Raw genomic sequence first — 12,630 nt, 5'->3', positions numbered from 1 at the left:
AAGACATGCTGACAGCACTCGTCGATTACGACAGCGGCAATCTCCATTCTGCCCACAAGGCGTTCGAGCGCATGGCGCGCGAGCGCGGTGAGGGCACCATCGTCGTAACCTCGGAACCCGATGTGGTGGCGAAAGCCGACCGCATCGTCCTGCCGGGCGATGGCGCCTTTCCGGCCTGCAAGAAACAGCTCTTCGATTACACAGGGCTTTTTGAAGCGATCTCGGAGGCGGTGACCCAGAAGGGCCGCCCCTTCATGGGCATCTGCATCGGCATGCAGATGCTGGCGACTCGCGGTCTTGAGTATGAAAAAACCAAGGGCTTCGACTGGATCGGGGGCGAAGTGGTCAAGATCACTCCCTCCGACCCGGCGCTGAAAGTGCCGCATATGGGCTGGAACAACCTGCATATCGAAGGGGATCACCCGGTGCTCAACGGCGTGGCCACCGGTGATCACGCCTATTTCGTCCATTCCTACCATTTCAAGGTGGCGGACCCGGCGCATCGTCTGGCCTATGTGAATTACGGCGAGGAAGTCACCGCCATCGTGGCGAAGGGCAACATGATCGGTACACAATTTCATCCTGAGAAAAGCCAGCGGGCAGGTCTCCGGATCGTGTCGAACTTCCTCGGCTGGAAACCGTAGAGAGCGAGTATTTAGACCATGAAGAAGACAAAGGGGCCCACGAGAGGCCCCTTTCATGTTTCGAATCAAGCGTTTACTGCACACGGCTCCATGTCTGCCCCTTGCAGATCGGCCCGACGCAGCCTTTGACCGTCAGGGTATTGCCGGACAGCGTCATTTTGGAATTGTAGACCTTGCCCGTCGAGGGCTGCCAAATCTTGCCATTTTTGTAAGCGCCGCCGCCTTGCGGAACCATGTCCCAGACGATCGGTTTGCCGATATTGTCGGACTGGACCGGGCCTTTGGCATCGAACGCCTTGGCGATGGTGCCGCAAATCTGCGCCCCACAGGGTTTGATGGCGATATAGGCGTAATGCCCGTCGTCCACCTCGGTTTTCCAGGTCCCTTCCACCGGATCGGCGGCAAAGGCAGGGACCGCAAGGGTCAGCGCAGCCAGAGCTGCGGTTGCAAATCGCTTCATGATATATCCTCCCAATATATCTCACAGAGATGCCCGCATCCTGATCGGGACACCGGTTTCCTGGCAAGACTAACGCAACGGCACATTGCGCCAAAGCGGGTTTTGCATTTCCGGCACAATCATGCCAAAGGGAGCGCAACAGTTTCACGACAGGAGCGCCCGCCCATGATCCTCTACCCCGCCATCGACCTGAAAGACGGCAACGCCGTGCGGCTTTACAAAGGCGAGATGGAGAAAGCCACGGTGTTCAACGAGAACCCGGCGGCGCAGGCGCTGGAATTCGTGGCGGCTGGTTGTGAATGGCTGCACCTCGTTGACCTCAATGGCGCGTTTGCGGGCGAACCGGTGAACGCCGCCCCGGTCGAGGAAATTCTCAAGCAATGCAAGGTTCCCGCGCAATTGGGCGGCGGCATTCGCGATATGAAGACCATCGAGATGTGGCTTTCCAAGGGGCTTGAGCGTGTGATCCTCGGCACCGTGGCGGTCGAAAACCCCGATCTGGTGCGCGAAGCGGCACGCGCCTTCCCCGGCCATGTCGCCGTGGGCATCGACGCGCGCAAGGGCATGGTCGCGACAAAGGGCTGGGCCGAAGAGACCAATGTGAACGCCACCGATCTCGCAAAAAGCTTCGAGGACGCGGGCGTCTCGGCAATCATCTACACCGACATCAACCGCGACGGCGCGATGCAGGGGCCGAACATTGAGGAAACCGCAGCACTCGCCAATGCCGTGTCGATCCCGGTGATCGCGTCGGGCGGCGTGTCCTCGATTGCCGATCTCGAAAACCTCAAAAACTGCGGCGCGCCTTTGAACGGGGCGATCTCAGGCCGCGCGCTTTACGATGGAGCGATTGACCTGAAAGAAGCACTCAAAATCCTCAAAAGCTGACAGGCGATTGCATTGCCCGGCCCCGGGGACTAAGACGAACCCGTCTTTCTTTCGTCCCGAAATATCCTCGGGGGTGAATGGCCGAAGGCCAGAGGGGGTGCGAGTACCCCCTGCCCTATAATTCAAAGGCAAACGCGCATGCTCAAGACCCGCATCATCCCCTGCCTCGACGTGGCCGATGGCCGCGTGGTGAAAGGCGTGAATTTCGTGGACCTGATTGACGCGGGCGATCCCGTTGAAAGCGCGCGCGCCTATGACGCGGCGGGCGCGGATGAGCTGTGTTTCCTCGACATCCACGCGACGCACGAAAACCGTGGCACGATGTACGATCTTGCCACCCGCACCGCCGAGCAATGTTTCATGCCGCTCACCATCGGCGGCGGCGTGCGCACCACCGAAGACGTGCGCAACCTCCTGCTCGCAGGCGCCGACAAGGTGTCATTCAACTCGGCCGCCGTGGCCGATCCGGACGTGATCGCGCGTGCTGCCGATCACTTCGGCAGCCAGTGCATCGTCTGCGCCATCGACGCCAAGACCATCGAGTGGGATACCGAGGGCAACCCGACGAAATGGGCGATCTTCACCCATGGCGGCCGCAAAGCCGCGCTCGACAAGGACGGTCACCCGATTGACGCCGTGGAATTTGCCAAACTGATCGAGAAGAAGGGCGCGGGCGAGATTCTGTTGACCTCCATGGACCGCGACGGCACACGGGCAGGCTTCAATATCCCGATGACCCGCACCATTGCCGATGCCGTAAATATCCCGGTCATCGCCTCCGGCGGCGTCGGCAATCTCGATCACCTGGTCGAGGGTGTCACCGAAGGCCACGCCAGCGCCGTGCTCGCCGCCTCCATTTTCCATTTCGGGGATTATACAATCCAGGAGGCCAAGGAATACATGGCCGCCCGGGGCATCCCCATGCGTCTCAACTGAGGACCATATATGTCTGTGTTGCACGATCTCGAACAGGTCATCAAATCCCGAAAATCCGCCGATCCAGAAAGCTCTTGGACCGCAAAACTCCTCGCCAAAGGGCCGGAGAAATGCGCCGAAAAATTCGGTGAAGAAGCCGTGGAAGCGATCATCGCCGCAGTGAAAAACGACCGTGAAAACCTCACTTATGAGGCCGCAGACGTGCTCTATCACATGCTGGTCATGCTGGCCGCGCGCGATGTTCCGCTTGACGATGTGCTGACTGAGCTTGCCCGTCGCCAAGGGCTTTCGGGCATCGCAGAGAAAGCCTCACGCGGCTGATGCTGCTGGCTTTCTGATGGTTTAAATACTCAAAGCCCCAGCCGCGGAATTTCAATCGCCGGGCAGCGATCCATCACCACCTCGGCCCCCTGCGCATGGGCCAGAGCGGCGGCCTTGTCGTTGACGATACCAAGCTGCATCCAGATGTATTTCAGCCCCTTGAGGTGCTTAAGCGAATCCTCGACCACATGCATCACCTCGTCGGAGCGGCGGAAGATGTCCACCATGTCCACCGGCTCGTCGATTTCCGACAGAGAGGCGACGACGGTCTGGCCGAAAAGCTCTTTCCCCACCTGTCCCGGATTGACCGGGATCACCTTATACCCACGTGCGGCCAAAAACTCCCCGACCTGATGCGAGGGACGTTCGGGCCGGGGCGACGCGCCGACGAGGGCGATCACTTTCGTGTCTCCGAGAATGCGGGCGATATCGGTGTCGGTCAATTGGTCAACATGTTGCATGGTGAGGATAGTAGCGCGTTCTGAAAAAGAAAAAAGCCCGACTGTGTCGCAGTCAGCCCCAACATGCCGAAACAGAAAACTCGGGCCTCAGCTTCGATTGCATTCAGGTATAAAAAGCTCCGGCGCGGGTTTAATTTGTGCCCTGGCAAAACTGACAAAAAAAGCCCGGGCGCTAGGCCCGGGCACAGGTATGGAACGAGGGACAGTGAGAACAACGCGCGTGTTCCAATATGCGCGTCTCACCATATCAAATAGGTGGTCGTTCCCGACATGGAAGAGCATGTAAGAAAAACGTGAACACAGAGTGAACTCGATGGTGAACTCAGGGCGCTTTCCCCGGTGTTTCAGCCCCGCATGGACGCGGCATAAAGCGCCACAGCAGCGGCGTTCGAGACGTTGAGCGACCCGAAATCCCGCGCGAAGGGGATTTTCACCAGCCCGTCCACGGTTTCACGGGTTTTCTGCCGCAGCCCCGGCCCTTCGGCCCCCATCACCAATGCCACGGGACGCCCCTTAAGATCGCCCAGCGCCGCATCAATCGTCACCTCCGCCTCGCCATCGAGACCGAGACAGGTGAACCCCAGTTCCTGAAGTTTGACGATCGTCTCCGAGAGATTGCGCACCCGCAGGTAGGGCTGCCGCTCCAGCGCGCCGGAGGCGGTTTTCGCGAGCGCCCCGGTCTCGGGGGCGGCGTGGCGTGCGGTGGCGATGACGGCTTCGGCGCCGAACACCTCGGCGGAGCGCAAAATCGCCCCCACGTTATGCGGATCGGTCACCTGATCGAGCAGAACCACCGTCGGCGCACCCTCGCCCGCCGCGAGGCAGACTTCCTCGACTGAACCCCAACTCAAAGGTTTCACCTCAAGGAGCGCACCCTGATGGACCGAGGCCGGATCGACCGGCACGCCGTGGTTGCGCGGATCGTGGAATTTGCGCGGGTCGATCTCCTCGGGGGTGATACCAGAGGCCGCAATCTCCGCTTCGAGCTTGGCCATCGCGTTTTTCGTCACCAGAAGCCGCAGCTTTTCGCGGGCCGGGTTCGCAAGCGCATCGCGCACCGCATGCAATCCGAAAAGCCAGACGGTTTCCTGCGCCGCCTTGCGTTTGGCTTGCTCTTTCTCGACGACCCATTTGGGTTTTTTCATGGCTCTGATGTCCCGCTTTGACGTGTTTCCCCTTCCTGCCGCGCGCAATCTCCGAGCACAAGCAATTTTCCTGTTGACGCCCCCCGACCACACTTGTATCCACCGCCCACACGAACGCAAACGGTCGGTGAATAATCGCGGATCAGCGTGAAAGTGGGCGACGGGCTGCAAGGTGCGGCAGCGGACTGTAACTCCGCCGAGGAGACTCATGCCTGGTTCGATTCCAGGGTCGCCCACCACTTATCTTTGATTTCATTGGATATTTTGGCGGGAAGGCTGCGTTGTCTAATCGCCGCCTAACGCGTCAGTTCCCTGCATCGGCACGACGAACGCTCACGAAAGCGTGATCTCTCGTCGCACTCCGCAAAGTCGGGTGCCTTCCAGCTTCGCCCGTAAAACGCCAAGCAAACACGTTATCCGCGTTAGGGTCACAGCATTGAATCACTATAGAGGATAAGAGCTTGGGCGGGAATTCTGTGGTTGTTTTAGTGTTGGCGCTCGCGTCAATCGTATCTTTGGCGGGGGTGATCTACCCTTTCAAGCCGTTCAAGAGCCGTTGGGTTGCTTTGGCGTCTTTCGTCGGTTGCTTCGTTCTTATCGGCGTGACCGGGCCATCGCCGGAAACTGCGAAAACTGCCATGCCGGAAGTGAATGAGCGCCCATGGGCTGCGCCGGAAGGTGACGAACGGCTTTGGGTTGCTTCCGAACGCTTGAACCGTCGCACATGCCCGTCGGAAAGCTGCGGTGTCGTTGGGCGATTGTTCTTCCGCGAAGGTGTGACCGTGCATGAAGAACACGACGGTTGGGCGCGGGTCACGCAGCCCTACGACGCGTCGTGCGTCGGTGGCCGAAGCGAATACGTCGATACAGGGAACGCCGCGTGCGACGATGCAAACGGCATTGCTGACGGGCAGTTCGCCGAATGGGTTTCGATGGAATACCTATCCGAAACCCGCCCGCCCGATCCAGCTGCGGATGCTTCGGGAATTGAAGAATTGGTAGCCGGGTCCGACGACTTCGCGCGGTACCGAACCGCGTTCGCAGAAGCGGCCCAATTGCTGATCGCTCAACGCCGATGCACCGAACGCGACTTCCGCGACATAGGCGGCTGGGTGAAGTCTTCCAACCATCGCAACCAACCCATTTACTTCACCTATTGCGGCGGTGCGACGGTCGCCAACCGCCTGTATTTGAACGCAAATACCGGCGAAATCTTCCGGTAGATACGAAAAATGGCCGCGCCCGAAGACGCGGCCAAGTTCGGCGCGGTCCATGTCGCGCCTATGCGAAGGGGCGTGACCGCAGTTCACGCCGCGCCGTCGCAATGGGGTGTCGTCACGGGTGCTTGCACAGATCCGCGACGGTCGGTCGAAGATCGGCGGCAGTACCCACAGGGGCAGACAGAGGCAGGCCACGGCGTAAAGGCCGATATCGGCCAGCCCCTCGCCTGCCAAGTCGTCCAGAACGCTCTCTGCGGGTGACGACAAGACCAGCGTGAGAACCTCAGGAGGCCGGCTACCCCCAATTTGTTTACCAGTAAGCGCCTGACCCGCTCCGCAAGCGCCGGGTGCCCATGCGGCGGCAGTTTGTTTTCGAGACACGATGCGACAGTTTCGCCCATGCGATTGAACATCTCGGGGCCACGCTTTCGCGCCGCGGCATGTCTCTTGCTCTCAAGGGGTTTACCCCCGGCGCGAACTGGATCGACAGCGCGCCCGATTGCGAAACGCTGCGTCTGCCAGATGGGCGACTGATCCATGCGCTGTCGCTCGACACCGCCGCCGATCCCGTCAGCGATCCGGACGGGGCCATGCACACAGCCCCTGCGCCAGTTCGTGAAGAAGCTTGAAACCGCAACGAAAACCCTCAGACTGCGCGTGACACCACAGGGAAGGAACGGGCATGGATCTGCGCAGCATGGAAATTCGCTATGATGGCGGCAAAGGCGACATCGGTGGCCCGTTCATCGGCACGCTGCACTGGGACGCCGCCATTGAGGGCCCGCGGCCCGGCGTGCTTGTCGCCCCGGCGTTTCGCGGTCGTGCGCAATTCGAGGAACAGCGCGCGCAGGAGCTTGCCGCTCTGGGGTATGTCGGCTTCGCCATCGACTATTACGGTCAGGGCTGGACCACCACCGATCCGGCAGAGGCCCATGCCGCCAAGGACCGACTGGACGCGGAGCGCGCGATGCTCGCCGCGCGTATGGTTGTGGCGCTTGAGGCGCTGAAGGCGCAGGAACTCGTGGATGCCGAACGCACCGCCGCGATCGGCTATTGCTTTGGCGGCAAGGCCGTGCTCGATCTGGCGCGCGAGGGCGTCGAGATCGGCGGCGTCGTGTCCTTCCACGGCATTCTCGACCGCGCCGCAAGCGCGCCGGATGTGAAAATCCCCGCAGAGGTACTCGTGCTGCACGGTTGGGACGATCCGCTGGCAAAACCGGAAAGTGTGCTGGCCTTCGGGCAGGAAATGACCGAGCGCGGCGCGCGCTGGCAGGTGCATGCCTATGGTCACACCGGGCACGCATTCACAAATCCTGCGGCCACACCGGGCGCACAACCGGGCTTCGGCTTCGACGCCAAGGCCACGGCCCGAAGCTGGCGCGCGATGGTGGCTTTCATGGAAGAGATTTTCCGCTGAGATTGACGCGAACGGTCAAATCTCCTCATCGGGATATGGCAGCGCATCGACATCGGCGTTCACAAAATCGGGCTCTGGTGTCGGATCAAAGCGCACGGCCTGAATCTCCCTGTGCCCCTCGACCAGAGCCTTGAGCACGCGATGCATGCCATCCATCAGCCGTCCGTCCGCGCAGAGCAGGATCGGCCAGCGCAGATCGGCCTCCTGCATAAGTCGTATGTGATGCGCAATGGAGCGAGGAGTCGGAAGATCGTCCACCTCCCGATACCACCAAAGCGCGTCAAGTTCAGTGATCGCGGAGAGCGGTATCGTCTCCGTCTGGCGCCCTCTGGCAAGGCGGAGCAGACGATGCACATCCCATGTGTGACGCTCATCGCCAACAGTGCGTGTGTGATACTGTTTTCTCATACGCTGCTTGTATTGCGCACCTGTGCTCACTGAATCTCAATCGCCGCCCGCTCGTAATGCGCCTGTTCCGCTGTGCCGTCGTCGAAGATCACATTGAGATCGACGGTCTCGACCGTGCCGGGCGGGAAACTGACCAGAATTGCGTCGAGTGTTTCCGCCTTGAGCGTATTGGGCTGGGCCGTGTCGAGATAGCAGGGCTCCATCGCGAAAGAGACCATCTCCGCGCCGTTGACCGAATAGAAAATCTCCGTCAGCCCGCAGCGCCAGCTCAGCAGATTGGTGAAATACAACAGGTCCTTGCCATCATAGTTGCGCACCGCCAACCATTGCGCTCTGGTCGCTTGCAGGATCGGCCTGACCTCTGCGGCGGTGGTGAAATTCTCCGCGAAAGCGCCCTGCGCGAGCGCGCAAAGAGCCAAAACGCCCGAAACCGTGCTCCTTACTGGCAACATGGAAACAATCCTTTTACTTCGAGGGAATTAGCACCTTTTGATCAATAGTGATCCGCCCTATAGTCTCCCGCAGGTGTTCCAATGTGCTGTCCCGATCAGAGTTCTTCCATGCCCAGTAAGCCCCAAAACCCCACATCGTTCAACGTTGTCGTTATCGGTCAGGACGGTCGGCTGATGTATGAGGCGCTGTTGTTCGCGGCCTCGCTCAGAGCAATGGACCCCGGTTTCAAAGGCAAGCTCTTCATCGCAGAGCCGCAACCGGGCGAAAAATGGGCCGACGATCCCCGGATGAAACAGGCCGATCTTCTGGACGCGTTCAAACGGCTCGACGCGGAGATACTGCCCTTCGAGAGCCGGCATTTCGGGCAGATCTACCCTTATGGCAACAAGATCGAAGCGCTTCTGGCGCTGCCCGAGGGCGAGCCGTTCGTGTTCTTCGACAGCGACACGCTGATCACCGGGCCGCTCTCATCGGTGCCCTTCGATTTCTCCCGCCCCTGCGCCTCGCTCAAGGTCGAGGGCACATGGCCGCAGATCGAACTTTACGGGCCGGGCTATACCGAAATCTGGAAATCGCTCTACGACCTCTTCGAACTCGATTTCGAAAGCTCGCTCGATCTCGATCAGCCGGACGAATACTGGAAGCGCTATCTCTATTTCAATGCCGGGTTCTTTTTCTATGAGTGCCCGCGCAAATTCGGTCAGCGGTTTCTCGATTACGCTCTGGAAATCCGCGACAACCCGCCCGAGGCCGCGAGCCTTCAGGTCTTCGATCCCTGGCTCGATCAGGTTGCCCTGCCGCTGGTGATCCATTCCTTCGGCGGCGCGCGGCGGACGCTGCCCGAGGACACGCTCGACGGGGCGATTTCCTGTCATTACCGCACCTTCCCGCTGCTGTTCGCGCGGGAAGACGATCGCGTGGTCGAGGTCCTGCGCGAGGTGACCCATCCCAACTGGATCAAGAAGGTGCTCAAGGAATACGAGCCGATCAAGCGCCTCGTCTATCAGCCGAAGGGCGAGAAAATCCGCGCCATGTTCGATCGCGAAAATCTGCCCCGCCGCGAACAGATGATCCGCAATCAGATCAAGAAAGCCGGGTTGTGGATGCGCTGACCCGGCAAGGTTTCGCCAGACGGAGCGCCTCTGCACCTGCCGTGACCGGGTTTCCCTTTGCATGCCCGGCAAGCTGCGTTAGGGTGCGCCGTGACCCCGGGACCAGTCGAGCCAGCACACGGAAATGAAACCGAATTTTGCCCTGAATCTCAGCCATGACGGCATTACGCTTTTGCACCGCACATCAAGCGGATGGCTGGTCATGGGAGAGGTGGCGCTCGATGCGCCCGACATGGCGGCGGAACTGGCCGAGTTGCGCAAGCGGGCGACCTCTGTTTCCACGGCAGGCCTCGCCACCAAGCTGCTGATCCCCAACAGCCAGATTCTCTATCGCGCGCTGCCCGATCCCGGGCCACAGGCCCGCGATACCGCAATCCGCACGGCGCTTGACGGGGCCACGCCCTATGCGCTCGACCAACTGGTCTGGGACAGCACCGTGACGGGCAAGACCCTGCAGATCGCCGTACTTGCCCGCGAGACGCTCGATGAGGCCGAGAATTTTGCAACGGAACACCGCTTCAACCCGATATCTTTCGTTGCCATGCCGGAGGCGGGCGATTTCGAGGGGGAGCCGTTTTTCGGACGTGCGCGCAGTGCCGATGCGCTGATCGGACCGGACACCGCCGTTCAGCCGGACCGCGAAGCAATGCGCATCCTGCCGCAGCGCCCTATCCTGCCGCCCGAACCTCTGAGCTTGCCGGAGCTCCTGACGCCTGCCGGCGTGGCCCCCGAGGCGCCTCAGCTCTTCGCGGAGGACAGCGCCTCGGAGATGGAAACAGACCCCCAAACCGAGACCACCGAAACGGTCAAGAGCCTTCCCGAACCGGTGTTCCCCACTGACGCAAGCGCACCCGAGGCAGAGGACACACAGCCCCCGAAACAACGAGATTTGCTATCCGGCATCCCCCCGCTGCCGGAACCTGTCCGCGTGGCGGTGCGCCCGGAAACCGACGCCAAAACCGACGCCCCGGAAAACACTTCCCCGGAAACCCTCGAAGACACGCCGTCGCCGCGTGCGACGGGCTTCCCGTCGGAAGACAGCAGGTCGGATGAAAAGGCCGAAACGCTCGGCACCGAAAATACGGCAAACGCGACACCTTTCCAAAGCCGTCGCGAAAGCGAGGGTAAGGCGGCCGAGTCCCCGAGCGAGCCCAGGGCACCACGCCTTCTGGCTCGACCCTCGCGCGTCCTAGCGTCTCTGTCTTCGGTCCCGGCGAAAGGCGCGACGAGCAAACCGCTTGGCCCGGCCAGCAAGGCAGCCGAGGTCCCGCAACAAGACGCACCGCAAAAAACCACCGAGACACAGGCCCCCGATCCGGAAAACACACCGGCGCAAAAGATCGTCGAACATCCCCATGTCGCAGTGACCTCCGGCGAGGTGCCGGTTGACGAGTCGAAAGAACCGAAACTGAAGGCACCGCGTCCGGGCAAGACCGATCCGCTACCCGAACCGCCGCCGATGCCAGCCCCGGTGCCCCCAGTAACGGCGCACAAACCGGTCGAGCCTGTGGTCGAGCAACCGACGACGCCCCCTCGTAGCACAGCCGCGTTCGGTGCTCTGAAATCTCTCTCGGCGCTTGCGCCGAAGGCATCAGCGAAAAGAACGGCTCAGACAGCCCGTAAGGCCACGCCTCCCGCCGACATCGGAACAGCCCCCCTTCCCAGGGTCGCGATCACCGCAGGCGATGACATTGCCCCGCTGTCGGATCGCGCCGCAGGTCTCGACCGGGTGGAAAACACCCAGAACGAGGCGGAGGCGCTGACCGTTTTCGGTGCGCGTCGCCGCAACCGCGAGATCCGCAACAAGCCGCGCCATCTTGGTCTGATGCTGACCGGGGCTCTGGTCGCCCTTCTGCTTCTGGTCGGGCTGATCGCAGGTCTTTTGCCCGAAGATGAGCCGCAACAAACCAGTTCCACGTCCCAGACCAGCACTGTTCTGCCCGGCGACGCCCCCGCTCAGGACAACACGGCGGACAGTGCCGGGGAAACCGATCTGGCACAGACAGACGGCATGACGGAAGTGTCGGCGGACGAAGAAGAACCCGAGTTGACGCCTGAGCTTCTGGAACAGGCCACCGTGCCCGCGCCGCCTGCGGAAACCATCGTGGACGACACTCTCGACCGGGAGGCCCTTGTCGCCCGTTATGCGGCGACCGGCATCTGGCCTCTTGCCCCCGAAGCCGATACAGGCGACAGCGCCGAGGACGATCTCTCCGCGCTCTACACCGCCTCCATCGACCATGACATTGCCTCTCAGGATGCCGTGGCCCTGCCCGAAGCCGCCCGCCATATCGGCGAGGCGGCACCGCGCGCCGCCCTGCCTCCGGCACCGCCGGGCACGCGCTACAATTACGACGAAGACGGCTTCATCCGCGCCACACCCGAAGGCACGGTGACACCGGACGGCATCGTGGTCTACGCCGGTCGCCCGGCATCCACGCCGAAACCGCGCCCCGGCAGTGCTGTGAATGAGGCGGTGGAAGCCGCGCTTGCCCCGCCTTTGGCAAACGAAAACGATCCGGTCCGGCAGGCTCTGGCGGAGTTCCGCCCCAGACTGCGCCCCGAAACCTTGGTCGAGAACAATGAGAAGGCCAATCTCGGCGGTCTGACCCGTGCGGAGCTGGGACGGATCGCGCCGCATCTGCGCCCCGCCTCGGCTCAGGAAATCGCTCAGGAAGATGCACGCGCCTCAGGCGAAAACGAAGCGGCGCGTACCGCGCCCGTGGTCACAGCCTCGCTGCTTCCGAAAGCCCGGCCCCAGAATTTCGACAAGCTCGCGGCCGCAGCCCGCGCCGCCGAAGCTGCCGCTGCGGCCGCTGCCGATGCCGCTACGCCCCGTAGTTCCACGGCGGAGAAGGTCACCGCCCAGGTGCCCGCAACCTCCATTCCCCAGGCTGGTCCCGCCAATGTCGCCCGCGCCGCAACGGTCAGCAACGCGATCAACCTGCGCAAACTGAACCTGATGGGAGTTTACGGATCGAGCTCGGATCGCCGCGCGCTGGTGCGTCTGCCTTCGGGACGGTTCGCCAAGGTGAAGGTGGGCGACAAGCTCGATGGCGGGCGTGTGCAATCCATCGGCTCCGACAACCTCACCTATGTGAAAAACGGTCGCGCAGTCACGCTTGAGATCGGTGGATAAGCTCCACCCATACACTCCCATCTCCT

14 protein-coding genes and 1 tRNA gene are annotated in these 12,630 nt (G+C 61.6%); 10 read left to right on the top strand and 5 right to left on the bottom strand.

Features of this window, described 5'->3' with window-relative positions:
- Positions 1-5: 5 nt before the first annotated feature.
- Positions 6-644: an imidazole glycerol phosphate synthase subunit HisH gene (gene hisH / locus C8N42_RS12060; protein ID WP_107816822.1), complete on the top strand. Its 639-nt coding sequence runs from the start codon at positions 6-8 to the stop codon at positions 642-644.
- A gap of 73 nt (positions 645-717) precedes the next feature.
- Here the strand turns inward: hisH and C8N42_RS12055 are convergent, their stop codons facing one another.
- Positions 718-1,104, bottom strand: a complete 387-nt coding sequence (locus C8N42_RS12055; protein WP_107816821.1) for a DUF2147 domain-containing protein — start codon at positions 1,102-1,104, stop codon at positions 718-720.
- Positions 1,105-1,269: 165 nt separating this feature from the next.
- Between C8N42_RS12055 and hisA the strand changes: the two genes are divergently transcribed.
- The 3 genes from hisA (at position 1,270) to C8N42_RS12040 (ending at position 3,249) form a co-directional block, all read left to right on the top strand.
- On the top strand, positions 1,270-1,992 hold the full coding sequence (hisA, locus tag C8N42_RS12050; RefSeq protein ID WP_107816820.1) for a 1-(5-phosphoribosyl)-5-[(5-phosphoribosylamino)methylideneamino]imidazole-4-carboxamide isomerase: 723 nt from the start codon (positions 1,270-1,272) through the stop codon (positions 1,990-1,992).
- A gap of 138 nt (positions 1,993-2,130) precedes the next feature.
- Positions 2,131-2,928, top strand: a complete 798-nt coding sequence (gene hisF, locus C8N42_RS12045; protein ID WP_107816819.1) for an imidazole glycerol phosphate synthase subunit HisF — start codon at positions 2,131-2,133, stop codon at positions 2,926-2,928.
- 9 nt (positions 2,929-2,937) lie between these two features.
- Entirely contained in the window at positions 2,938-3,249 is a 312-nt protein-coding gene (locus C8N42_RS12040) for a phosphoribosyl-ATP diphosphatase (RefSeq protein ID WP_107816818.1), read from the top strand.
- A 29-nt stretch (positions 3,250-3,278) separates the two neighbouring features.
- Here the strand turns inward: C8N42_RS12040 and C8N42_RS12035 are convergent, their stop codons facing one another.
- Both C8N42_RS12035 and rlmB read right to left on the bottom strand, forming a co-directional pair.
- Positions 3,279-3,710: a CoA-binding protein gene (locus C8N42_RS12035; RefSeq protein ID WP_107816817.1), complete on the bottom strand. Its 432-nt coding sequence runs from the start codon at positions 3,708-3,710 to the stop codon at positions 3,279-3,281.
- Positions 3,711-4,054: 344 nt separating this feature from the next.
- Positions 4,055-4,855 (bottom strand): 23S rRNA (guanosine(2251)-2'-O)-methyltransferase RlmB, encoded by an 801-nt coding sequence (rlmB, locus tag C8N42_RS12030; RefSeq protein ID WP_107816816.1) that lies wholly within the window; start codon positions 4,853-4,855, stop codon positions 4,055-4,057.
- A gap of 155 nt (positions 4,856-5,010) precedes the next feature.
- Between rlmB and C8N42_RS21620 the strand changes: the two genes are divergently transcribed.
- The 4 genes from C8N42_RS21620 to C8N42_RS12015 all read left to right on the top strand — a co-directional run bounded on the left by C8N42_RS21620 (position 5,011) and on the right by C8N42_RS12015 (position 7,492).
- Positions 5,011-5,094, top strand: a tRNA-Tyr gene (locus C8N42_RS21620).
- Between the two features lie 222 nt (positions 5,095-5,316).
- Positions 5,317-6,078 (top strand): SH3 domain-containing protein, encoded by a 762-nt coding sequence (locus C8N42_RS12025; RefSeq protein WP_211309184.1) that lies wholly within the window; start codon positions 5,317-5,319, stop codon positions 6,076-6,078.
- A gap of 350 nt (positions 6,079-6,428) precedes the next feature.
- The gene (locus C8N42_RS12020; RefSeq protein WP_107816815.1) at positions 6,429-6,704 is read left to right on the top strand and encodes a hypothetical protein; all 276 of its coding nucleotides are present in this window, start codon (positions 6,429-6,431) and stop codon (positions 6,702-6,704) included.
- Positions 6,705-6,757: 53 nt separating this feature from the next.
- Entirely contained in the window at positions 6,758-7,492 is a 735-nt protein-coding gene (locus C8N42_RS12015; RefSeq protein WP_107816814.1) for a dienelactone hydrolase family protein, read from the top strand.
- A gap of 15 nt (positions 7,493-7,507) precedes the next feature.
- Here C8N42_RS12015 and C8N42_RS12010 read toward each other — a convergent pair whose 3' ends face one another.
- Positions 7,508-7,900 (bottom strand): hypothetical protein, encoded by a 393-nt coding sequence (locus C8N42_RS12010; protein WP_107816813.1) that lies wholly within the window; start codon positions 7,898-7,900, stop codon positions 7,508-7,510.
- A gap of 26 nt (positions 7,901-7,926) precedes the next feature.
- Positions 7,927-8,352, bottom strand: coding sequence for a hypothetical protein (locus C8N42_RS12005; protein WP_107816812.1), 426 nt, complete (start codon positions 8,350-8,352; stop codon positions 7,927-7,929).
- Positions 8,353-8,460: 108 nt separating this feature from the next.
- Between C8N42_RS12005 and C8N42_RS12000 the strand changes: the two genes are divergently transcribed.
- Both C8N42_RS12000 and C8N42_RS11995 read left to right on the top strand, forming a co-directional pair.
- Entirely contained in the window at positions 8,461-9,465 is a 1,005-nt protein-coding gene (locus C8N42_RS12000; RefSeq protein WP_107816811.1) for a hypothetical protein, read from the top strand.
- A gap of 124 nt (positions 9,466-9,589) precedes the next feature.
- Positions 9,590-12,604, top strand: a complete 3,015-nt coding sequence (locus tag C8N42_RS11995) for a hypothetical protein (protein ID WP_107816810.1) — start codon at positions 9,590-9,592, stop codon at positions 12,602-12,604.
- The last annotated feature ends 26 nt before the right edge of the window (positions 12,605-12,630 follow it).

Source organism: Celeribacter persicus (genome assembly GCF_003050785.1).
In the GTDB taxonomy this organism is placed as follows: Bacteria; Pseudomonadota; Alphaproteobacteria; order Rhodobacterales; family Rhodobacteraceae; genus Celeribacter; species Celeribacter persicus.
The sequence above is the reverse complement of the archived record's forward strand: the minus strand, read 5'-3'. Positions and strand labels throughout refer to the sequence as shown.

Coding starts and splice junctions, on each gene's coding strand:
- hisH (WP_107816822.1), top strand. CDS start 6: ATGCTGACAGCACTCGTCGATTACGACAGCGGCAATCTCCATTCTGCC.
- C8N42_RS12055 (WP_107816821.1), bottom strand. CDS start 1,104: ATGAAGCGATTTGCAACCGCAGCTCTGGCTGCGCTGACCCTTGCGGTC.
- hisA (WP_107816820.1), top strand. CDS start 1,270: ATGATCCTCTACCCCGCCATCGACCTGAAAGACGGCAACGCCGTGCGG.
- hisF (WP_107816819.1), top strand. CDS start 2,131: ATGCTCAAGACCCGCATCATCCCCTGCCTCGACGTGGCCGATGGCCGC.
- C8N42_RS12040 (WP_107816818.1), top strand. CDS start 2,938: ATGTCTGTGTTGCACGATCTCGAACAGGTCATCAAATCCCGAAAATCC.
- C8N42_RS12035 (WP_107816817.1), bottom strand. CDS start 3,710: ATGCAACATGTTGACCAATTGACCGACACCGATATCGCCCGCATTCTC.
- rlmB (WP_107816816.1), bottom strand. CDS start 4,855: ATGAAAAAACCCAAATGGGTCGTCGAGAAAGAGCAAGCCAAACGCAAG.
- C8N42_RS12020 (WP_107816815.1), top strand. CDS start 6,429: ATGCGGCGGCAGTTTGTTTTCGAGACACGATGCGACAGTTTCGCCCAT.
- C8N42_RS12015 (WP_107816814.1), top strand. CDS start 6,758: ATGGATCTGCGCAGCATGGAAATTCGCTATGATGGCGGCAAAGGCGAC.
- C8N42_RS12010 (WP_107816813.1), bottom strand. CDS start 7,900: ATGAGAAAACAGTATCACACACGCACTGTTGGCGATGAGCGTCACACA.
- C8N42_RS12005 (WP_107816812.1), bottom strand. CDS start 8,352: ATGTTGCCAGTAAGGAGCACGGTTTCGGGCGTTTTGGCTCTTTGCGCG.
- C8N42_RS12000 (WP_107816811.1), top strand. CDS start 8,461: ATGCCCAGTAAGCCCCAAAACCCCACATCGTTCAACGTTGTCGTTATC.
- C8N42_RS11995 (WP_107816810.1), top strand. CDS start 9,590: ATGAAACCGAATTTTGCCCTGAATCTCAGCCATGACGGCATTACGCTT.